Raw genomic sequence first — 22,634 nt, forward strand, 5'->3', positions numbered from 1 at the left:
ATTGAAAAAAAGTGTCTCATTAACAAGCTGTAATATCGGTTGTATTTACGGCAGCCAATCATGAAAGTTATTTGCTAATTGTTGCAACTCCTCAATAAAAGTGCCAGCATGATATCCATCGCAAACAGCATGATGTACTTGTAATGAAACAGGTAACAATGTTTTATTTTCTTGATTAAAATATTTTCCACTTGTAATGATAGGCAATAAAAAGTCATGATCATCGTTTATATTTAGGTTGAAGCTAGTAAAACTTACCCACGGAATACTGGATATAGGAAAACAATTTTCAGGTTCATTGTCTTTTGTAAAAAGCCCTTTAGCATTAGAATATCGCGTTATATCATCATTATAGTTTTTATAAAATACAAGAAATTCATTTGAGAACGCAGTCCATAAGCTAGAAAATGATTTGTTATCATCATGGAAGATTGTATAGCTCGGTATCATATGGTCCCAATAACCTAAATCTCCCTCATCATTAAAACATGTTCTAAATTCTTCATGGGCATTCACTATTCTAGTGACCATGTAGATAAAGGCAGGATAAAGCTTGATTCCCTTGTTGCGAAGTTGTTCTAATAATGTTGTAATGTCTATGTTTGCCGTTAAGCTATAGGTGCACTTTTGACTTAAATAATGCTCGAAATACTCCGTTCTATCCCAATTTTCCCTATCAATTAAATTAAACCTCATTTGATTAGCCTCCTAAAATTATGTTTTTCGTTCTTTTAGGAGGCTGATTTATCTGATTTCACCAAACTTCTCACCTCTGTTAAATCATTTAAAAAGGGAGACCTGAATCCTACCTATACTTTAACATATTTTTCTATTGGCCTTGGGTATTCGCCTAAAAATGGTCAATATTTTCACCCTCATCTTATGTTGTTCAATAAAACTCTTATATAGCAAGAAAAAACACAGGCGTTTTCCCCCTGTGCTACTTTCTGAATTGTTACTTGTATTTTACGTGATTGGGGCTGGATTGAACAAGCTCAAGTCGTTTTGTATTCCCCAATGTTCCGCCCATGTCTGCTTTCGGCCGCTGGCGACATCCAATATGAAATGAAAAAGCTCCCAGCCAACCTCCTCGATCGTAGCCTCTCCGGTTGCGATTCGGCCAGCGTTGACATCAATCAAATCATCCCATTGACTCTTCAATGCATTGCGTGTCGATACCTTGATGACAGGTGCCATTGCTAATCCGTACGGTGTGCCACGGCCAGTGGTAAAAACTTGCAGGTGCATGCCGGATGCCAGCTGCAATGTGCCGCATACAAAATCGCTGGCAGGTGTTGCTGCGAAAATCAGCCCTTTTTTAGATGCTTTCTCCCCTGGTGCTAACACACCCGAGATTGGACTGGTCCCAGATTTCGCAATCGATCCGAGCGATTTTTCAACGACATTGACCAGCCCCCCCTTCTTATTGCCAGGGGAAGGATTGGCGCTGCGGTCTGCCTTTCCTCTCTGTAAATATTCGTCATACCACTTCATCTCATCGATCAAAGCACGACCGACTTCTTCATTGACAGCACGAGGTGTCAGCAAATGGACCGCATCCCGGACTTCTGTCACTTCTGAAAATAAAACCGTCGCCCCGGCACGGACCAACAGATCCGCCGTGTATCCAACAGCAGGATTGGCCGTCACACCAGAGAAAGCATCACTCCCGCCGCACTGTAACCCGACCACCAAATCTGAAACCGGACAAGTCACCCGCTCCCGCAGGTTCAACTTTTGCAAGCGCTCATCTGCCATCGCCATGATGGCCTCAATCATTTTGGTGAATCCTTGTTGGTCCTGCAAGGAGAGGATGTTGAGCTGTTTATCATCACCTGCTATCAGCCGTTCAGGTAAAAGTTTTTCACAGCCTAATCCGACGACCATGACTTCCCCGCCAAAGTTCGGGTGGGTCGACATACTTTGAAGCGTACGAATCGGGATTTCGGATTCCGGCGCATTGATCGCGACCCCGCAGCCGTAATTGTGGTTGAGTGCTACTACATCGTGGACATTAGGGTATTTCGGCAGCAGTTCCTTTTTGATTTTTTCAACGGCAAAATCAAGGACCCCGACCACACACTGTACACTCGTCGCAATACCGAGGATATTCTTGATTCCAGCACTGCCATTCGAATTACGATAACCTTCAAATGTATACCCTTCTAACGGCGGCTGCTCGTCAGGTATGTTTGTTGCGATTGGCAGATCATCTAACTGAGTGGGTGTCGGCAGGTTTACCAACGCTTCTTTCACCCAGCTGCCTTTTTTGATCGGTGCGGCCGAATAACCGATCACTTCCCCATACCGGACGATTGTTTCGTCTTGATTGAAATCGGTTAAAGCCACTTTATGCCCTTCTGGTACATTCTCTTTCAGTTCTAGTCCACAAGAAAATGTCGTTCCTTCCTTCAATCCTCCTGAATTGACGATCGTCGCCACATTATCGTTTTCATTCACTTTAATGTAAAGAGGTGTTTCTTTTTGTGTCTTATCCAATGACATGGATATTCACCCTTTCTGATTTCCGAAACATTCCACATGTTGATTAGATCAAAGCCGGCATCAGGACGCAGCTGTCCCACTGCCTCTCCGTCACGAGTCCGTTCGATCAACGGATGATGTTGGCATTCTGATATTCTCGTATGTCCACACCGCATTCTGCCCCAGCGTTTTTAATATCTTCATAGACTTCTTCAGATAAGTCGATGCCGTTTTCCAGCCTTTTTTGCTCTGCCTGGTATTCGATCTCTCCAGGGACGAATATCTCTTCAACCCCTTCAGCTGCTGGCGAGGACTTGATTTCATCAATCATTTGGTCAACCCGCTGTTTGAACAATTCAGCCGGCATGAAGCGATTGACATCGATCAACTGGAAGAAATGCCCGACATTTTGCGGTTTGTCATAGTCTCCGTAAATATTATTGATATGGGGACCAAAGCCGGCACCCGTCAAGACCCCGCTCATGATATCGATCATCATGGCGATCCCGTATCCTTTCGGCCCACCGAACGGCAGGACGGATCCTGCTAAGGCGGCGTTAGAATCGGTAGTCGGCCGGCCTTTGTCATCGATCGCCCAGCCAGTCGGGATGTCATTTCCATCCTGGGCTGCCATGATGATTTTCCCTCTTGCGACGACACTTGTTGCCATATCCAATAGGATCGGCTCGTGTTTGCCTGCCGGTATTCCGAAGGCGTATGGATTTGTTCCGAAGTAAGGCTGGATTCCGCCCCATGGTGCCATTGTTGACGGTGCATTCGACATGGCGAAAGCGACCATATCCTCTTCAACAGCGCGCTTTACAAAATATGCACCTGCTCCAAAATGACTTGAGCGGGTGACACCGATATGCACCCCGCCGCTTTTCTTCCCTTTTTCAATGCCGAGCTCCATCGCTTTTCGACCGACCATCTGCCCCATGCCATCGTCCCCATCAATCAACAAGGTTGCATCACTTTCCTGAATCACTTTGATTTCTGGCCGAGGATTCACTGCTCCTTCCTTCAAACGTTTCACATAGATCGGAACACGTGTGACCCCATGGGAATCGACACCGCGCAGATTGGCTGCAACCAGACTTTCCGCTACCGTATGGCTATCTTCAGAGGATAGGCCGACTGTTTTAAAAAGATCATCCACATAGTGAATTAATTGTTCCGCGTTAAAATTCAAAATGAAGCCTCCCTGTATTTCTTTTATGCTAGTTACAAAAAATCATCGGACCATGCACGGACGCTTAGGATCGAACGCCCAGCCCGGAATGAGTTGTTGCATCGCAACGGAATCATCACGGGCATCCAGCTCCATATCTTCATATAATTGATGGGCTTTCTCAAGTTGTTCCATGTCTATCTCTACTCCCAAACCAGGTTTATCGGGAACCGCCACATACCCTTCTGAAATCGTGAAAGGTTTCTTCGTCAAACGCTGGCCGTCCTGCCAGATCCAGTGCGTGTCGATCGCTGTGATTTTCCCTGGAGCGGCTGCCGCGACATGAGTGAACATGGCTAACGAAATGTCAAAGTGGTTATTAGAATGGGATCCCCAGGTCAGCCCCCAATCCTTGCACATCTGGGCAACCCGAACAGAGCCTTGCAACGTCCAAAAATGGGGATCAGCGAGCGGGATATCGACCGCATTCAGCTGGACCGCATGTCCCATCTCCCGCCAATCGGTGGCGATCATATTCGTCGCAGTCGGCAACCCGATCGCGCGTTTGAATTCCGCCATGACCTCACGTGCGGAATACCCGTTTTCCGCACCGCACGGATCCTCTGCATAAGCCAATGTTCCATGCATATCCCGGCATAGCCCAATTGCTTCCTCCAGGGACCATGCTCCATTGGGATCAAGGGTAATCCGAGCGTCAGGAAAGCTTTTTGCCAGTGCACGGATCGCTTCGATCTCCTCTTTCCCCTCAAGAACACCGCCTTTAAGCTTGAAGTCCTTGAAGCCATAGCGTTTTTCAGCCGCTTTGGCTAAATCGACGATCGCTTCAGGTGTCAACGCTTCTTCATGACGGATCCGCAGCCACTCATCTTCTTCACCGACTCCACTGACGTAAGGCAGGTCGGTCTTCATCCGGTCTCCTATGTAAAATAAATAACCGAGCATTTTCACTTTATCCCGCTGTTGTCCTTCCCCAAGCAATGCGGCGACTGGGACATTAAGATGTTTGCCTAATAGATCGAGTAAAGCAGCCTCTAAGGCGGTTACAGCATGGATCGTGATCCGCAAATCAAAGGTTTGCTTGCCCCGGCCGTTGGCATCCCGATCGGCAAACGACCGCTTCACCTTATTTAATAGATTGTTATAATGGCCGATTGAACTTCCGATCAGCAGCGGTTTCGAATCTTCCAAAGTTTTTCGGATCCCTTCCCCGCCAGGAACTTCTCCAACTCCCACATTCCCGCTGCTATCCTTGAGGATGACAACGTTTCTTGTAAAATAAGGACCGTGGGCACCGCTTAAATTTAATAGCATGCTGTCATGACCGGCAACTGGGATAACGGACATTTCCACGATCGTCGGGGTCGTATGTTTTTTCGTCATAACCGTTTCCATCCTATCCTCTCCTTATCTATTTACTTATTAAATAAACTTGTTCTTTTTACGTTGATGGGGTGATGGTCTGGTCTCCTGCTTTTTTTGATCTCCGGTTATCCATGATCGCATAGATGATCGAAATGGCGATCAACACCCATAACAAGAGCGCAATCGGCCCCTTTGTGAAGAAAATCGTCAAATCTCCACCACTACCTTTTAAACTATCAATAAAATATTTTTCCAAATCCTTTCCTAAAATGAAGCCGATCAAAAATGGCGCAACCTGGATCCCGATTTTGGTAAACACATAGCCTGCCAATCCGAATAAAAGCAGTGTCCAAACATCAAACATGACCCCATTGTTAATGGCATAAGAGCCGACGACACACATGACGATGATAACTGGATAAATGATGTACTTCGGGATATAAATGATCTTTGCCATATATTTGATCGAAAAGAACATCAAGAAAAACATCACAATGTTCGCGATGATGAGCGCATAGATGATGCCATCCCATAAGTCAGGATTGGTCGGGATGAACAAAGGTCCCACCTGGATACCCTGCAATAACAATGCCCCGACTAATACAGCGGTCGTACTGTCCCCCGGTATCCCCAGCGATAGCAATGGGATGAGCGCACCGCCGATCAGGCCGTTGTTCGCCGATTCACTCGCGATCAGTCCTTCCGGTTCTCCTGTCCCTAATTTTTCAGGATGCTTCGAAAAGTTCTTCGCTTGCGAGTAGGAGGAAATCGACGCGGCACTTCCGCCGACCCCCGGCAGCATTCCGATGAACGTACCGATCATCGAGGAACGGACCGTATTGATGATCTGACCGTTGAAGATTTTGAACGTGAATGGATTCTTTTTCTCTTTTTTGAAGTCGAACGTCTGATGGGGTGAAGCTTTCATCCCCTCTTCAGACTCCTGCAGGATTTGGGCGATCGCGAATAAACCGATCAATACCGGTAAAAGTGAAAACCCGTAAGCCAACTCCTCCTCAAAGCCCGGCGGAATGAGCCTCAGCTGGTTGTTATCCGCAAACATGCCGATCAAGCTTAAATACACGCCGATGAAACCGCTGAAAATCCCTCCGAGCAAGCTGCCCTTTGATATCGAAGCAATGACGGTCAATGCAAAAACGATGATCAGGAATTTTTCGACGGAAGAAAATTTGATCGCGACAGAAGCGAGCACAGGTGCGAAGAAATACAATACGGTCAAACTGAAAAAGCCGCCGATGATCGAGGCCGTGATCCCTATTTTCAACGCTTTTTCCCCGTCGCCCTTCTGGGTCATCGGATAACCGTCAAAGGTTGTACAGAGTGAGGAAGGTGTACCCGGGATGTTCAATAGGACCGCCGGAACGAGGCCGCCGCTGATCCCGCCGACATATAAGCCGATCAATAAAGCGATCGCGTCGACCATATCCAGAGAGTAGGTGATCGGGAGAAAAAGGGCGATGGCCATCGTAGCCGTCATTCCCGGAATCGCCCCGAAAATGATCCCGATAAATACACCGATGAAACAGAGCAAAACTGAAAGCGGGCTGAGTATTTCGAATAGATCCATTGGAATCCACCCTCCTTACGGTAAAGTAATATCGAACAACTGGCCGAATAAATACCAGATGACAAATGATGTCGCCAGCGAGTTGGCTAATGATACAACGATTGATTGCTTTCTTACATTTCCGATGAATAACAATGTGATCAGGAACATGAAAAGGATGCTTGCCGGTAAAAAGCCGATCCGTTCAAGCACGAGCGCATAGGCGATCAATAAGACGATCGTTCCGTAAAACTTAAGCCTGTCATAGTTGTCGATGAAGAATTGATAACGAAACGCTGTCAACGTTCCTTCCTTTATTCTTTTGGCTATATTGAGAAGCAGCATCAGAACCGCCAGAAACATCAAGATCGTCAACATGATTTTAGGAAAGATGGTATGGTATTCACTGAACTTCAATTCAATCGTGAGCAGGTCTTTCAATGGGTTCACCTCTTCTATAAACCGTAATGAAGGAGTGAGGCTGCCTGGTTTTGATACAGACAGCCTCTTTTTGATTTAATTGGTGATTTTGTCCAAGCTTGGTGCGTTTTTGATGATATTCTGGAAGGTCTTTCTCTTTTCGAGTAAATAGGCTTTTGCTTTATCTGCCGGGACGTAATTGGTGATATATGCATTCTTGGCGAGGTCTTTCGCATAGTCCGGGTTTTCTTCCACTTCTGCTACAGCTTTATCCAACTTCGATGCAAAGTCTTCCTCAACATCCTTAGGCATCAGGAAGAAGAATTCCTTATCGAATACGAACTCTTTTCCGTCTACTTTGATCCCTTGTTCGGCGAAAGTAGGGATGTCATAGCCTTCCACCCGTTCGCCAGCTGTAATGCCGAGGAACTTCATCTTGATGTTGTCTTCAACGCCTTCTTTCGTATATTCGTTGTTGCCGCCGATCGAACCGTTGATGATATCCGCATTTCCATCCCATAACGCCTGGTTCTTATCTTCCTGGGATCCTGTCACGTATGCTTTGATGCGGTCAGATACCGCAGTTCCGTATTCTTCTTTCACCCATAGATAGTAACCATCGAACGTGATCTCGGATACCCCGCCTGATTCGATCGCCACGGTGATCGTTTCATCCGGATTGTCTTTAAGCCATTCTGCAGATTCTGCCATCGTGTCATATGGTGCGTCCCCTTTCGCTAAAAAGGCGTTCCCTGGATTGATCGATACGACAGGTCCTACCGTCCAATTTTCCAGCTTGTTGTTTTCCTGGATGCTTCCATATTCGACGCCTAAATATGCCATGTCATGGAAAAACATCATCGTACTGCCGTCATTCTTAGCCTTCCCCAGCTCCTGGAAAGCCCGGACTGCTCCAACTGCATCCACTTTAATATTCGTACCTAGAGGATCTTCCAAATAGCGGCTGATCGTATCGGCATTCTGGTATGTATCCCCACCTGTTGAGGTTGAGCCGATCACCAACCTGACCCTTGAAACATCCACCTCTGACCCTTCACCTGATCCAGAAGTCTCATTACTGCACGCAGCTGAACCAAGCGCAAGTATCGCCACCAACAAAATCGTTAAAAGTTTCTTCATCTTACACTCTCCCTTTCGATTTTTGGAACCGCATACAATTTCCCTTTAAAAACCATGGTTACTGAATGACAAACTATTATAACTATAAAAATTTTAATATAAATATTATGGAGGACTTCCTCTAGTAACGATCCATTTCATTCAATCTTTTCTTTTTTGATGGACTGCCGCCGGTTGTTACCAGCGACAGTCTTCTTTATCCAATCACTTCACAAAAACCGTTTTGATCGATGTGAAAAATTCGATTGCTGCCTGACCTTGTTCACGGGAATGCGAGCTTGAGTTTTTCATACCGCCGAATGGTGCCTGTAATTCTACACCTGCGCTCTCCGCGTTGATACGGACGAGCCCAGCATCCATATCGTCGATGAAGGTCAGCATCTTTTTGATATTGGACGTGAAGATCGAGGCACTTAGCCCGAACTCGACATCGTTTGCGATCACGAGCGCTTCCTCAATCGTGTCGACTTTGATGAGGGCGATGACCGGCCCGAAAATTTCTTCCTGGGCAATCGTCATCGATGAGGTCACATTTTCAAAGATCGTCGGCTGGACGAAATAACCTTTTTCATACTCTCCTGCTGTCAATCTTTCTCCGCCTAGAATGAGTGAGGCACCCTCTTCTCTCCCCTTTTGGATATAGGAGAGAACCGTGTTCAGCTGATTTTCGTTGACGCTCGCCCCCATCCATATACCTTCTTGCAGGCCATCACCGACCGTTATCCCATTCGTTTTCGCGACCAGCTTTTCTTTGAACTGGTCATAGACATCCTTCAATACGATGACACGGCTTGTCGCAGTACATTTCTGCCCGGTTGATCGGAATGCACCGCTGATCGTCGCATCGACGGCCAGATTAAGATCGGCATCAGAATCAACGATGACCGGGTTTTTCCCGCCCATTTCAAGCTGATATTTTGCACCTCTCGCCAGTGCAGCCTGGCCGATTTGTTTGCCTACCACGTTCGAGCCTGTAAAGCTGATACCGTTCACGTCTGGATGGTCGGCAATCCCCTGGCCGATGACCGAACCAGGACCTGCCACCATGTTCACGACGCCTGCTGGAAAGCCAGCCTCCTCAAAGCATTCAAAGACTTTCGCACAGGTCACCGCAGCCTCTGTCGCCGGCTTCAACACGATCGTATTGCCATAGATCAAGGCTGGAGCCGCTTTCCAAATCGGAATCGCGACAGGGAAGTTCCAGGGGGTAATGATACCGACAACCCCTAAAGGTACGCGAGTTGTAAACATCAATGCGTCACTGTCCGTCGAAGGAATGACATCCCCGACCTTTCGCAGCCCTTCACCTGCATAATAGCGGAGGATCGCGACACCACGTGCTGTTTCACCTTTCGCTTCCGGAAGGGTTTTGCCCATTTCCCTCGTCATGCATTCGGCTATCTCATCCACTTTGCTTTCAAGAATGTCAGCTGCTTTATACAGATATTTTCCTCTCGCATCCGCGGATAATTTCTTCCATGCCTTTTGTACAGATTTGGCAGATGCCACTGCTTGGTCCAGGTCCTCTTTACTTGACTTCGGTGCATATCCGACAACCTCATCGGTGTTCGCTGGATTCGTATTTTCAATCCATTCGTTTGTGCTTGATGCAATCCACTCGCCGTTTATGTAGTTCAAGTATTGTTTGCTTTGCGTTTGAATGGTCATGATTCGCCTCCTGTTAAAGATGAAAATTTATTTTATTGGTAATTTTCAGATATCGATTGTCAAAAAAATATCGCTGTTATGAATGGGATACCTTATTGTCGACTGGGTACTTTTCAAATGCCATGTTCAATACCTTTTCCAGCTGCTGATAGTGTTCTTTTTCCACCGGAACGATTGGCGGTCTTACCGTGTTAGCGACAGGCAATCCGATGATTTCCATCCCCGCTTTGATCAAAGAGACAGCATAGCCTTTTCTCTGTTTCCGGATCCGGTTGATCGGCAGGATCACAGTTTCATATAACTCCCGTACTTCCTCCATACGATCATTCAGCAGGGCATCATAGAAGCGTCTTGAGATATGAGGGATATAGTTCGAAATCGCGGAAGAATAGGAATTGAACCCTAAAGGTACATAAGCAGGCATCGTCACTTCGGCCATCGGCATCCCGTTCAACCAGCCGAGACGGTCGCCAATCGTTTGGGTAAGCTCGATATTGAGATCCATATTCCCGACGCCATCTTTCACGCCGACAACCTGCGGGAACTCGATCAATCTCTTTAATGTTTCAAGCTGAAGAACGGCATTTGCCCGTTGGTAGACGATCGCATTCAAATCCGTGCTCAAAAGAATCGATTTGTAATACTCATAGAGGCCTTCTTGTTCCCCATCGATCAGATAAGGCGGCAGTACCAGATAGCCGTCAGCTCCATGCTTTTCAGAAATCCGGGCTTGCTCCAGCGTTTCGGATAGGTTGCCGCCGACACCTGTGTAGACCGGGATCTTCCGATCGGCAATAGAGGTTGCCAATTCTACCATTCTTTCATACTCTTTTAAGCTGACGGCATTGAATTCCCCTGACCCGCAAGCAATGAAAATCGCTTCGAGATCATTTTCCAATAAAAATTCGATATTGCGGCTCAACGCCTTTTCGTCAATGTGACCGCTTTCATTAAACGGCGTAATCGGGAATCCTAGAATACCTGTCGGTGCTTTTCTTTCGTTTGCCATCCTTTTCATCCTTTCTATTTTTGATCGAGATCAAAAGAGTTCTTCGCTTCATGACGAGCCAAGATCCTTTTCCTCGCATGATCCAAATGTCGGTACATACATAAATAAGATTCAATCGGATCCCTTATTTCCAGGGCAGCGTAGATTTCTTTATGCTGTTCGATCGTGTATGCTTTGTCCCGGTCCTCTGGAGGGATGGTTTCCTGTGTCTGATCGATCATGTTTAAAAGTGGATCAATGATCCCTTCGATGATCGGATTACTCGCACTGTAGGCGATGATGCGATGGAATTCTTTATCAAGTTCAATCGCGTCTCCTTCCCGCGCTTCCATCTTCTCGATGTTGTCTTTAAGCCTTCCCAAATCTTCATCGGAGATCTTCTCAGCTGCGAGTGTGACGAGACCCAATTCCTGTGCAATCCGGGTCTCAATGAATGCTTTAATATCACCTACCGATAACGACAGCATGATTTTGAACGGCTTGCTTCCAATTTTATTAGTAAAATACGTACCTTCCCTCGTCTTTCGGCGCACGATCCCAATCGTCTCCAATGAACTGATCGCTTCCCGTAACACAGGCCGGCTAACCATGAACATATCGATCAATTCCATTTCAGAAGGAAGCTTGTCCCCCGGCTTCAATTGACCGCTCAACAACAATTCGATGATCTGGTCGATCACCTGGTTCGATAACGTCTCTCTCTTAACAGATTTTATTTTTAAATGGTCATTCACTTGGCTCACAACTTTTCCTACTTTCTTTATTGATTCTGATTGATACCTTGTTTATGTATTTTTATGTTGTGTCTAATTGTAAGACAAATAAAATATTCTGTCAATTAAAAATATAAAATAATTTATTTGTCAGACAAATAAATTCAAGTAGTAACGTTTAATGCCCGCATACCTCGCCTAAGGCCTGTTTTACATTGGAATTCTTTTGAGATCCCTTCTGTTTAACAAAGAATGCTGATGCGAAAATTCCCCTCAGCATGAAATAAATTGTCCCTCCTACCATTTCCCTATTTAACCAGTATATTGAAGGTTTTGGATTCGCGATAAAGAAGATTACTAGTGCGAATCATGTCAAACCAATAACGGATTTGGAGGAAAATTGATGAAGAAAAAGGGATTGAGTCTGTTCCTATGTGCGAGCATGATCGGTTCGATGCTCGGAAGTATGCCAGGCGTTGCAGTAGCGGAAGTGGATACGGAGGCAGATATCCATCACATCAAGATTGAGGACGGTATGACACAACCGATTTATTCTCAGGAAGAAGCGATTGTTGAAAATCTGTACGTCGAAACGGAAACGGACAGCGATCGTGATGGTGAAAGTGACCGTGTATCGATCAAGGTGATGCGGCCAAACACTGAACTTGGTGTGAAAGTCCCAGTCATTTATGAAATGAGCCCATACCGTGCCGGGTTGAATTATCCACTCGAGTTCTATGATGTTGACGTCCCACTAACCCCGGTCGAACATCAGGGGAAGGGCAAACCTTTTGCGATGACGGAAGGTGAAGCGCAAAACCTCGGGTCCCTTGGCAACTACTATGTGCCGCGTGGGTATGCTGTCATTTTAGGTGAGAGCATAGGTTCAGGAAAATCCAAAGGATGTGCAACGACCGGAGATGAACAGGAAACCCTCGGTACCAAGGCGGTCATTGATTGGTTGAATGGAAGAGCAGATGCTTATACCGAAGACGGTCAGAAAGTGACAGCTGATTGGACGACTGGTGATGTCGGGATGATCGGTGTCTCTTACAACGGGACTCTCCCGAATGCCGTTGCAACGACAGGCGTCGAAGGTCTGAAAACGATCGTGCCGATCGCTGCGATCAGCAGCTGGTATGATTATTACCGTGCAAATGGTGCGGTCGTCGCACCGGGTGGCTACCAGGGAGAAGATGCAGATGTATTGGCCAAAGCGGTCACGACAAGAGAGAACGCAGAAGTGTGTCAGGCGATCATTGACGAGCTGACCCGTGAGCAGGATCGTGAAACAGGTGATTACAGCCCGTTCTGGCATGATCGGAACTATTTAAAAGATGCAAAGGATATTGAAGCGAGTGTCCTTGTCTTACATGGACTGAATGATTGGAACGTAAAAACCGAGCAGTTTTCCCAATGGTGGGAAGCACTTGAGAAATATGATGTTCCGCGCAAAATGTGGCTCCATTAAGGCGGGCACGGCGGGACTTCTGCGAACAATTGGAAGGAAACAGAGAACAGATGGTTCGACCATTGGTTGTACGGAATTAAAAATGGCATCATGGATGAGCCGATGATTGACATTGAACGGGAGGACCGCACTTGGGATCAGGAAGCCAACTGGCCGAATGAAGACGCCCAATCGACGACCCTTTACATGAACCCTGATGAAGATGGAGCGGACGGCACCCTGAGTGATCATCCATCCTGGCGTGGTCCAAGTGAAAGCCATTCCTTTATTGATGACCCGATAATTAAGGCGACTAATCTCGTGGAATCTCCTGAATCGGATAACCCGAATCGACTTGTCTATCTAACACCTGAATTGACAGAAGAGACTCGAATCAGTGGGACACCGGAGGTCAGCATCCGTGCGAACATTGATCGGGAAGTCACCAATTTGACAGCTTTGCTGGTCGATTACGGTGGAGAACAGCCAGAAATCGTGACGCGTGGCTGGATAGATCCACAAAACCTACGATCTTCTCAATGGTCAAGCGCTCTTGTCCCTGGCAAGGAATACACGTTCCAATGGAATATGCAGCCAGATGACTATGTCTTTCAAGAGGGCAACCGGATCGGCATCGTCTTCATTGCAAGTGACTACAACTACACCCTTCGTCCGGAAGCTGGTACCGAAATTACGCTTAACCCGAAACACAGTCGCATCCACCTACCGATCGTCGGCGGCAAAAAAGGACTAGACTGGTAAAGAAAACCTGGCAAAGCCAAGCCTTTGGCGAAGGCTGAGCCTTAGTTGTCCTTATACTTGGTCCATAAACTTTTCCGCTACGTCGGAACTTACATCATGTTGAAAAGTTATCGTTTCCTAACGTATAAACAAAAGACTCGTCGATATGACGGGTCTTTTCCTTTAAGAGATTTTGTTAAACTGTAATTCATCCCCTGCTTCATATAACATCAGGGGATTCTTCAAGCATTAATAAACTTCCTTTTCGAATGTCCCTCCGTTACTATATACCACTTTTATCACGAGGCGCATATCTTCATATTGATCAACTTGATTCAAATGAAAAAAGCGCATCATTTCGTCAGATGGATCGTATTGCTCATCTATTTTTATTTTTTCTTTTCCTAGTAACCTTTCATCCTCATACTTGAAAAGATACGCTTCTTCTACCACGAAAGAAGAAGCATTTACATTATGATTCATTAGTGTAACATCAAATTTTCTATCATACATATGGACGTCAGTTTGTAAGATGCCATAATTGTTCGTTCCAAGATGCTCTAAATTTTCAGTGTGGATTTCCCCACTCTTGACCATGTCACCATAGGATACGGTTACATAATACTCGATTGTATTTTGACGGTGTTCCTCTTCCATTTTTTCTTCCATCTCTTTTTTGGACATTTCATTATGCGAACTGGGGTTACGCACAACCTCCCATTGTGGCCCTACATCAACCTCAACCGGGACTTTCACTTGGAACAGCCCTTGCTGTCCCTCCTCCGCGGGAATAGTTGTAAAATCCTCACGATCGCCATAAGCATAATGAAAAACAACTTCAGAATCACTTTGAAGTTCCTTCACTTGCCATTCGAAGGTTGCTTCCGCTTGACCATCTTCTATTTCATATGTATTTACATCCATATTGATCCTACTAATCCAACTCTGCTCCTCTTTTATACCATTTAATACATTTTCGATATGACCTGTTTGACCATTTACATTACTGATAATGTCTTGCTGAACGTAAGAAACATTATTCAATTGGTTCTCTAACTGATCCATTTTGGAAAATAATTTGAAATTCATAACTAAGCTAACACCTAATACCACAGCTACAAAAATCCTAAAAACTTTTATATATTTCTCACGATTCAATCTTTTCCCCCCATTAATGACCCTCATATATATAATTATTAATATTTCCAAAGTTTAACCTGGTCGTTTGACGAACCGCAATTGACTCGAGGCCTTGCGACAGTAATATATAAATCCTTAATATCTTTCAATGTTTGGTTATAGACGACCATTTAGAGTTGACCAACTCTAGAAGTCCTCTATTTCAAGGATCCTAACCACTTCTCGTATTGGACTTTTGATTGATCGGGTAAAGAGGTGTAACCATAAACAAAACCATGGACCTTATCGTTTTCATCCACCGCTACCAGTCCCTGATATCCTTCATACGTAACATGACATTCAAAACGGTCTTTAGTAGAATCAAAATCTCCGCCATGAACTCGGCAGTAAATATCAACAATCTTGTCTAAATAGATCGGTGCTAATTTGATTAAATTAATAGTAGTTTCCATAGGCAGCTTTCTTCATTCAAAAATTACATCAAGAGGACACTTGTTCTACTCTTCAAAGTAGTCTAAATCTACTTTCTTTATGGTATATTGACTTACTTTGGAGACACCAATATCATATTTAAACATGTACTCGGCTAAATCAGTACCATTGATGAGAATGATCTTTTTTTCGATTCGATTTACATAATCTTTTGCACCTTCTGTAAAATCGGAAGTAGTGATAAAGACACCTTTTTTAGCCCGTTGACCCTCTAAACTTCCTGCGAATTTTTGAATTTCTGGTCGACCTACGACACCTTCCCAGCGTTTGGCCTGAACATATATCATATCCAAACCGAGTACATCTTCTTTAATAATGCCATCTATACCTTCATCGCCACTTCGTCCTATGGCTCGACCTGCATCTTGAATGGAACCTCCATATCCCATTTCAACTAGCAATTCAACAACTAATCGTTCAAAAAACTCAGGGGTACACCCTTTAACTCTTTCTAGAATCTCTTCACTTATTTGCCTTTGCAATTCTTTATAACTCTCCTCTAATTGTTCTTGAGGAGTTAAAGCTTTTTCTTCATCACTGTTAGCATCTGAAAATTCATTTATGGTCTTCTTTTTTTGAAAGTCCTGAAATTCCTTATATCTCAATAAATAGTTCCTGTTTATTTCAGTAACTGACGGGTCTTGAAGAACCATTCTACCTCTATCGGTTATAACAAAGGTGCCTCTCCTAACTGTTCGAAGCAGTCCTGCTTTTTTTAAATAGGTTCTTGCCCAACCAATTCTATTGTGATAGACAAGTTGTTTTCCGCTAGGTAATATATCCTCCTTTTCTTCATCAGTGAGTTGAAAATAATTTGCTAGATAAACATAGGACTCTTGTAGCGTATGTTCTTTCTCGTCTTGTAATAACTCTAGTAAAGGATACATAAACGATTGATAATCTGGAATAGCCATACAAATCCTCCTAGGGAGTAATTATCTTTAGTTTATAGAGACCAGTTATTTGAAGTGAATTTTTAAAAAAGAATTTCTACTTAATATTTACCTATCTTTTCTTTCTCTTTATAATAAGGGCTTAAATTCATAAATAGATTTTGCAGCTGGTCTTGTTCCACCTGATGTTTAAATAAATATTCAAGTAATTCCTCTTGGCGAGCTTGTCCTAAACTTAACCGGTAAAGTTGCATGATTTTCATAAGACGCTCATATTTCACACCGTCTTTACTAAGGGGATAGATTGGGACAATTCTTTCAATTTTAATATCCTGATTTTCAGGAAGCGACCAGAAAGGTACCAGTTCAGGCGTGTGTCCATTTCTTTCATTCTTGTTTGCTGCCGTAAACATTTCCTGCCATACATCATTCTCAAATGGTATATTGCCATATTTGTTGGCAATGTTCTGGCGAATTGCAAAGCATTTATAACGATTGATCCGTCCCTCCCGCTGCTCGAGATCAACTGGATTTGATGGTAGATTCCAATGGACAATCTTCCTGCAATAGTAATGGAAATCAAGACCTTCTTGCCCGACTGATGTAGTTACTAATACAAACGGTCGAAACGGAGAGTTGAATGCCAATCTTACGTTTTTCTTTCTATTATGAGTTGTGTCTTCATTTCGTTTATCCGCAAAACCTACGGCGTAATTGGTTCGCAATTTTATTACTTGATCCTTGCCGCTTTTATCTTTCACACGTTTTTTGAAACTTTCATAGGTGTCTACGTTATAAGTTGCAGAATGGGTACTTAATGCGCTCGTCATTAAATGGGTTAACTGCTCGTTACGCCAATCATTGTCAACATTCCGAAGACCTGCCTCTTCGATCAGCATATGTGCATACTCATCGAGCATTGCCTGGATGTTGCCATCCACACAATATTTAAGAACATTCTGCCAGTGGGCATTGCGCTCCTTGTTCTTTTGGTTCCCGTACTCTAATTCAACGATCGAAATTGACTCTTGCGTGTTAAATCTATCTATGAGGATTTTTGCCAGATGAACCGCATAAGGTAAGGACCTGCCTTCCCAATCATTGAACATACGCAAAGCACAAATTGCTGGCGATCCTAAAACCATATTCACAAGTACGTCTTTCAAATTTTTTGGCTGTTTACCAAGTTTCACAAATTCTTTTTCTTGAAAAATGGTACGAAGTTCTTCTAGATGCTTTGTTAAGGCTGCCTTGTCATCCGTTGTATCCTCATCTTTGTTATCATCCATTACAGGCAATAGTTTTTCATTGTTAAACCATTCTTTAACAGCTTCTTCATCTTGATCCAATAACAAAGGAGCAAGATAATACCATCTCTCATCTTCCCGAACTTCTTGTTCGTAAGTCTGATATGGCAGTTGGTCAAGCAGATATTGGATGTTATCCGCTATTTCACTTTTCAGCTCTTCCAGTGTAAGATTTTTATTTAATACATCTATCGGATTGAAAAGCTTTGCTAACGTGATAGAAGGGTATAAAAGTGTCAAATGATTCATATTAGCTGGTGCATTATTTCTCATTGCGAACGATAAACGGGGTTGGGGGAACCGCCTTTCCGCAAAATACGTACGGTTTTTCCACTTCTTTTTTTTCGATGTTTTTTTAATCAACTCCCCTACCGTCAAGCGTTCAGACTCATAGGATAATAGCGTTGAAACGGCCCTTGGAACCATCTCCCATCCTGAAAATATAAGTAATTTCGAGAACCGTTCTTGTCTACTATAGCAGCCTCCAAATTCGTAATATGGTAATGAAGGCGGAATCCATAACAACCGTTCAGCATGCTTTGGCAATGCAATTTCTTTTATTTTTGTAAGCCTGGCATTGGTATCAGGCAGTTTTTTATAACGGTTAATTGCACCTCTTTTTATCCAGAGATGAGGTTTATCAACTACCGAGAGGTTTTCAGGATATTTTTTAACATGACGGGTTATTTTTTGTTTCAACTTATAATGTTCCATAAATGACATAAGGAAAGGGGTCGATTTCACATAGTCGACAGGAACGTTGTCCATTATCCCAATTTCCTGGAGCATACGATCCATATGGACATAGGACAAGACATCCTCTTTGGTGATTTTAACTGGTTCTAGAGATGCATTAATCAATTCACTTGATCCTTCTACTGCCATTCGTTCTGTACGGGCAATTCCTCTATACAAGCTGTCTTCTGCTTCTTGCTTTTTTGCTTGAAGGACGGCGATATCCCTAATCGAAAATAAATTTAGTGAAGAAGAAAAATCCTCCCAAACCCTTTTGAAGTGGCGTTGCTGTTCAGGATGATGTTCAAACAGAAATCCGGTTACCTGCATGAACTCCTTATAATGTTCATCCTCACCCTTTTCAGAAATTTCTTCTAGCGTAGAGTAAAGTTTATATGGTGTAGCAGATAGCAATAGAATCTTTACTTTTTCATTATCATTCAACCTAGGGCTATTAAAAAACTTCTTAGCAAGAAGGGCAGTTTCACTTTCCCCATCAGCATTCACTAGTTCCGGGAAACGCTGAAATTCGTCCATAATAACCAGGTCGGGATCCATTAGATCGACACTTATTTCCGCCATCATCCTTCGCAGTTTGAAAATTAATTGATTGGCACCTTCAACTCGTATTCCTATTACATTTTCCTGCTTGATCCTTTCACAAACTTCATGGATGGTATCAATAAGAGAGCTGTCCTTGTCAAAAAACTGCTCTATCCTGTACAACATGGTGTTGAGATACTGACCATCACTTTTAGCATTACAGACTTCTACTCGCTTTTCGTAACCAAGTTTTGTCCATTCCCAACTCTTTGTGGCAGAATCCATCAACAAGATATCCAACTGATCCAAATAATTTTTTATGGGGCTGAATTCTTTTAGAATCAAGTACATCAATGCTCTTTCGGATGCACTTCCACAACCTGATGTCATATTAAAAGAAGTGGAGGGCGTTAACGGAATCAATTGGATAAACCTTTCCTTCAACTCTTCATCAAAATCATTCTCAAATATCTTCAAGTGTTGCATTGATAACCGGGTATCCGAAGAGTCCTCCAGCTTTACACGCTTATCGATTTGCAGTTTTTGCAGATTTTGTCTGGCAATACTCTGATTTGAACAGACATAAACAACTTTAAAAAGGGGGTCTTTTAAAACTTCCTGGTGATACCTTGCTATCTTTGCCATAACGCCCCTAGCTATCATCGTTTTACCAAGGCCAACTTCATCCGCTACCAGAACGCGGGTAAAATCATCAGTCAACAGATTATACACTCTGTCAACCGTTGCCTTTTGAAAATCTTTAAGACCTTCGTAAATCTCTTCGTCTTTTGTCTTCAAATCTATCATTTTTCCACCAACTTCGTTGCCTGATTGAAAGTGTCATACAATCGGTAAAATTCCTGAGGTATGATTGTCTCGTCATCAATCATTTCAATAAATTTATGAACATCATTCAATTTTTCTGGGGACCGCGCAGCTGCTTTCAGCATATTTTCATACAATACAGGATAACGGGCAGCCTGCATATCCCAGGCTCCTGACCCGAGTTTTTTGATTTCCATCTGCTCAAGAGCAGACAACAAAAAATCATCTGCAAGCAGGAATGCTACATATTGTAAGAAAACATATGGATTATTAATTATTGAACGAAAAACCTCTTGATTACGCTCTTCTGGCAGCCCTTCTGTCTGGATCTTAATAACACGTTCCACTGTTTCTCCATCTAATTGAGCCCTTACAACATAAAATTCTCCAAGTTCGAGCATACTTAAGTCATTAATCCTCATGTCCTGTTGAAATTTCTGTGTTTTTTTGCTTAACAATGGTCCAATTGAAAATTCAATGCCATCAGGTATGGTCTCAAATGAGAGATGAACGGTATATAAATAATCACTTTCTTTCTGGACTAAAGCGTGTGATTTGACACGACAAAGTTGCTTGATCGCTTTTTGGAGTTTGTCAGTGACTTCGGCTTCTGTATCCTCTTCTTCAGGAATGGACTCGACTTTTTCAAAAGGGTTGTCCTCTTCCTCTTCTCCAAATAAATCCAACAATAAGTCAGTAATTCTGAAGCCATACTTTTTATATTGCATCTTCAATAAGAATTCCACATTACCATTGAATGCGTAATGGGAACTGTTCGCAGAGCCAATAAAGAAATGATGCTCATTATACTTAGAACGGGCGTAAAGTTTCGCATGGATGTCCTGAAGCTGATCTAATTCGTTTTCATCTTCCTCTTCACTAAAAGCTCCTTCACCTTCAACAATGATGTCCTTCAACACATATACATCAATATCGTTGATGAGCTTTTCTGTAAGTTTATGGAGTTCCGTCCTTCTGGTGATCAATACCTTGGTAGGAGATGTCAAAGAGTAATCATTCAACTCTGCAATTATACTTTTACTCAAAAATGGTGTCATAATGATCAATTGATGATAACTTTCAAATAACCCTATATCTTTTGCTTCATATCCCTCAATTCCTAAAGGGCAGAAATCAAATTCTGGTATATGTTTGTCGCCTGATTCAAAATGAATATACTCAAGCTCAGCCATCATCTCCTGAATACTCTCCTGTTTCTGTTGGCTAGTAGTCTGTGGGAGAAGGAATTGTATAAAATCAATCAATGGTCGGTTTTTATGAGCCATCTCCTGTTTTTGTCTCCCTTCTAATGCCAACGCGATGTCCCAGCTCCGATCGAAGGTAAGGTTGCGTGTCAAAACAAGAAACCGAAATAGGGTATCTCCTTGACTGTCCTCATATTTGATCAACCAGGTTTTCGGATGGAAAGAGCGCTCATTTTCCAGAGCTACTTCAAACACGCTATCTTCCATTAAGGCAAAAAATGAGTTTCCGTTTTGCGGTACCTTGATCTGACCGGCCTCACAGAAAATTGCAAGATTATCTGCGCTTCGGCGTATCCCTTCCAACATGTAGATCGGGTCATCTTTTAATGTTTGATCCATTTCTTCTGAAAGACTAAGAGCCAATGGCACACCTACCAATGCTTCTAAGTCAAGAGAATATGTAGTACCTACAGCGAATACCACTTCATATCCTACAGGCGGTTTGAGCAAGTCACTATAATTTAGCCGGTCCTTGTCTGGTTTAAGCATGTCCTCCCTCCAAACCTGATAAGATATCAACCATTAAATCCTTTGAATTCCGAAAACGATATTGTAGTTTTTTAGACCCTAACCATTTACCTTCTTCATACGCATAAAATTTTGTATTATACAATTTAGCTCTTTCTTTTGATTTCAGTTCAATTTCACGTTTGATCAGTAGTTCATCGATCATCGTCTCATCATTGGAAAGAGCCGTCTTTTGCCATTCACTAAGAAACCTTTTCAACAAAGGGTTATTGATTTTTAGCCGGTAAAGAACATCCTGATACCTGAAATACGGGAATTCGTTTTTAATAAACGAACTTTCCTTCCACTCTTTCCATTCTTGAATAGCCTCTTTATTTTCATGATTGGAAAGGATCACATTATACCGTATATTTGCACCAGCAATAAACATACTGAAATTTTTGGCTATCGCATAATCATCACTCAATCCATCAGGGAGTGAGAATACTTCTCCAATTGCATCAAAATCATCTATTTTTTCTAATTCCGAAGGATTTTGCTGAAGTAAAAAAGCCAATAGACTGTCCTTCGACTTCCTTGATTTAATCATTCTATCTTTTAAGAAACCAGCCTCATTGAATGTAAGATCCATAGAAAGGTTTTCTTTCCAATTTGACTCTGGAATAAGACACTGCCAATACGTACTTGTATATTCAGAACCAGCAATCGTTAGATCATCACTCTCTTCATTTCCTAACGATCGGAGAGACTCTTTGTTACGCTGCATTCTGAAAACAGCTTTGGCGTAGTTGTTCAGTGTAAGATCATGTTTAAATATTTCAAACGTCTTGAGGCCGCTCCAGTATACGCTGGAAGGTTTCCGCTTAAGCTTTTTCCCAGCCCTTGCGCCAATCACGCCTTCTGCATCTTTTCGGAGCAAAGTTTCTATAACATCTACTTCCATGGAACCAAGCTTCTCAAGAAATTCTCCGGGAGAGGAATGTCTTTCTTTTTCTAAATCCATCATTAAATAAGGGATAATGAAAAAATATTTGGCCCTCGTTTGAAGAGTTGAAGTACCTGGAAACAAAACATCCGCAAACCCATCACGGATCAAACCGATCCCCAATTCATCAATTGCCCCTTTATCAGAAAGAAGATCAAGCACTGCCATGACTTTGTTTTTATGTTCACTGGAATAATCAATCCATCCTAGTTTCATAGCATTCATAATGTTACTC

General features: G+C 43.2%; 16 protein-coding genes and 1 pseudogene. 1 reads left to right on the forward strand and 16 read right to left on the reverse strand.

Translation table 11 applies throughout. The annotated features are described in order from the left end of the window. Positions 1-45: 45 nt before the first annotated feature. The 10 genes from catA to L1611_RS07535 all read right to left on the reverse strand — a co-directional run bounded on the left by catA (position 46) and on the right by L1611_RS07535 (position 11,585). On the reverse strand, positions 46-696 hold the full coding sequence (gene catA / locus L1611_RS07490) for a type A chloramphenicol O-acetyltransferase (protein WP_236312468.1): 651 nt from the start codon (positions 694-696) through the stop codon (positions 46-48). A gap of 270 nt (positions 697-966) precedes the next feature. After that, positions 967-2,505 (reverse strand): galactarate dehydratase, encoded by a 1,539-nt coding sequence (gene garD / locus L1611_RS07495; RefSeq protein WP_236312469.1) that lies wholly within the window; start codon positions 2,503-2,505, stop codon positions 967-969. Positions 2,506-2,611: 106 nt separating this feature from the next. Continuing rightward, on the reverse strand, positions 2,612-3,676 hold the full coding sequence (locus L1611_RS07500) for an Ldh family oxidoreductase (RefSeq protein ID WP_236312470.1): 1,065 nt from the start codon (positions 3,674-3,676) through the stop codon (positions 2,612-2,614). 42 nt (positions 3,677-3,718) lie between these two features. Beyond that, positions 3,719-5,068, reverse strand: coding sequence for a glucarate dehydratase (gene gudD / locus L1611_RS07505; RefSeq protein ID WP_236312471.1), 1,350 nt, complete (start codon positions 5,066-5,068; stop codon positions 3,719-3,721). Between the two features lie 46 nt (positions 5,069-5,114). Continuing rightward, positions 5,115-6,626: a tripartite tricarboxylate transporter permease gene (locus tag L1611_RS07510; protein WP_236312472.1), complete on the reverse strand. Its 1,512-nt coding sequence runs from the start codon at positions 6,624-6,626 to the stop codon at positions 5,115-5,117. Between the two features lie 15 nt (positions 6,627-6,641). After that, on the reverse strand, positions 6,642-7,046 hold the full coding sequence (locus L1611_RS07515) for a tripartite tricarboxylate transporter TctB family protein (RefSeq protein ID WP_236312473.1): 405 nt from the start codon (positions 7,044-7,046) through the stop codon (positions 6,642-6,644). A gap of 75 nt (positions 7,047-7,121) precedes the next feature. Further along, positions 7,122-8,165 carry a tripartite tricarboxylate transporter substrate-binding protein gene (locus L1611_RS07520; protein WP_236312474.1) on the reverse strand — a complete coding sequence of 348 codons (1,044 nt, stop codon included), beginning with the start codon at positions 8,163-8,165 and terminating at the stop codon, positions 7,122-7,124. Between the two features lie 204 nt (positions 8,166-8,369). Continuing rightward, positions 8,370-9,833 (reverse strand): alpha-ketoglutaric semialdehyde dehydrogenase GucD, encoded by a 1,464-nt coding sequence (gucD, locus tag L1611_RS07525; protein ID WP_236312475.1) that lies wholly within the window; start codon positions 9,831-9,833, stop codon positions 8,370-8,372. A gap of 76 nt (positions 9,834-9,909) precedes the next feature. Next, positions 9,910-10,842, reverse strand: coding sequence for a 5-dehydro-4-deoxyglucarate dehydratase (gene kdgD, locus L1611_RS07530; RefSeq protein ID WP_236312476.1), 933 nt, complete (start codon positions 10,840-10,842; stop codon positions 9,910-9,912). Between the two features lie 14 nt (positions 10,843-10,856). Continuing rightward, entirely contained in the window at positions 10,857-11,585 is a 729-nt protein-coding gene (locus L1611_RS07535; protein ID WP_236312477.1) for a FadR/GntR family transcriptional regulator, read from the reverse strand. A gap of 373 nt (positions 11,586-11,958) precedes the next feature. Here L1611_RS07535 and L1611_RS07540 point away from each other — a divergent pair. After that, positions 11,959-13,767: pseudogene (locus L1611_RS07540) on the forward strand (Xaa-Pro dipeptidyl-peptidase). A gap of 228 nt (positions 13,768-13,995) precedes the next feature. Here the strand turns inward: L1611_RS07540 and L1611_RS07545 are convergent. The 6 genes from L1611_RS07545 to L1611_RS07570 all read right to left on the reverse strand — a co-directional run bounded on the left by L1611_RS07545 (position 13,996) and on the right by L1611_RS07570 (position 22,624). Continuing rightward, on the reverse strand, positions 13,996-14,835 hold the full coding sequence (locus tag L1611_RS07545; RefSeq protein WP_236312478.1) for a hypothetical protein: 840 nt from the start codon (positions 14,833-14,835) through the stop codon (positions 13,996-13,998). A gap of 248 nt (positions 14,836-15,083) precedes the next feature. After that, the gene (locus tag L1611_RS07550) at positions 15,084-15,338 is read right to left on the reverse strand and encodes a hypothetical protein (protein ID WP_236312479.1); all 255 of its coding nucleotides are present in this window, start codon (positions 15,336-15,338) and stop codon (positions 15,084-15,086) included. Between the two features lie 45 nt (positions 15,339-15,383). Beyond that, positions 15,384-16,292 (reverse strand): restriction endonuclease, encoded by a 909-nt coding sequence (locus L1611_RS07555; RefSeq protein ID WP_236312480.1) that lies wholly within the window; start codon positions 16,290-16,292, stop codon positions 15,384-15,386. A gap of 80 nt (positions 16,293-16,372) precedes the next feature. Then, a complete protein-coding gene (locus tag L1611_RS07560) occupies positions 16,373-19,663 on the reverse strand; it encodes a helicase C-terminal domain-containing protein (protein ID WP_236312481.1) in 3,291 nt (1,096 codons plus the stop codon). Then, a complete protein-coding gene (locus tag L1611_RS07565) occupies positions 19,660-21,435 on the reverse strand; it encodes a phospholipase D family protein (protein WP_236312482.1) in 1,776 nt (591 codons plus the stop codon). Before L1611_RS07565 ends, L1611_RS07560 begins: the two co-directional genes overlap by 4 nt. Continuing rightward, a complete protein-coding gene (locus tag L1611_RS07570) occupies positions 21,428-22,624 on the reverse strand; it encodes a DUF6361 family protein (protein ID WP_236312483.1) in 1,197 nt (398 codons plus the stop codon). Before L1611_RS07570 ends, L1611_RS07565 begins: the two co-directional genes overlap by 8 nt. Positions 22,625-22,634 lie beyond the last annotated feature (10 nt).

Origin of the sequence: Pseudalkalibacillus salsuginis, assembly GCF_021646685.1 — a bacterium.
GTDB classification, from domain to species: domain Bacteria; phylum Bacillota; class Bacilli; order Bacillales; family Fictibacillaceae; genus Pseudalkalibacillus; species Pseudalkalibacillus salsuginis.

What these genes read in the sequence shown, in the direction of transcription:
- catA (WP_236312468.1), bottom strand. Translation starts at nt 696, where the DNA reads ATGAGGTTTAATTTAATTGATAGGGAAAATTGGGATAGAACGGAGTAT.
- garD (WP_236312469.1), bottom strand. Translation starts at nt 2,505, where the DNA reads ATGTCATTGGATAAGACACAAAAAGAAACACCTCTTTACATTAAAGTG.
- gudD (WP_236312471.1), bottom strand. Translation starts at nt 5,068, where the DNA reads ATGGAAACGGTTATGACGAAAAAACATACGACCCCGACGATCGTGGAA.
- L1611_RS07510 (WP_236312472.1), bottom strand. Translation starts at nt 6,626, where the DNA reads ATGGATCTATTCGAAATACTCAGCCCGCTTTCAGTTTTGCTCTGTTTC.
- L1611_RS07520 (WP_236312474.1), bottom strand. Translation starts at nt 8,165, where the DNA reads ATGAAGAAACTTTTAACGATTTTGTTGGTGGCGATACTTGCGCTTGGT.
- gucD (WP_236312475.1), bottom strand. Translation starts at nt 9,833, where the DNA reads ATGACCATTCAAACGCAAAGCAAACAATACTTGAACTACATAAACGGC.
- kdgD (WP_236312476.1), bottom strand. Translation starts at nt 10,842, where the DNA reads ATGGCAAACGAAAGAAAAGCACCGACAGGTATTCTAGGATTCCCGATT.
- L1611_RS07545 (WP_236312478.1), bottom strand. Translation starts at nt 14,835, where the DNA reads ATGAATTTCAAATTATTTTCCAAAATGGATCAGTTAGAGAACCAATTG.
- L1611_RS07550 (WP_236312479.1), bottom strand. Translation starts at nt 15,338, where the DNA reads ATGGAAACTACTATTAATTTAATCAAATTAGCACCGATCTATTTAGAC.
- L1611_RS07555 (WP_236312480.1), bottom strand. Translation starts at nt 16,292, where the DNA reads ATGGCTATTCCAGATTATCAATCGTTTATGTATCCTTTACTAGAGTTA.
- L1611_RS07560 (WP_236312481.1), bottom strand. Translation starts at nt 19,663, where the DNA reads ATGATAGATTTGAAGACAAAAGACGAAGAGATTTACGAAGGTCTTAAA.
- L1611_RS07565 (WP_236312482.1), bottom strand. Translation starts at nt 21,435, where the DNA reads ATGCTTAAACCAGACAAGGACCGGCTAAATTATAGTGACTTGCTCAAA.
- L1611_RS07570 (WP_236312483.1), bottom strand. Translation starts at nt 22,624, where the DNA reads ATGAATGCTATGAAACTAGGATGGATTGATTATTCCAGTGAACATAAA.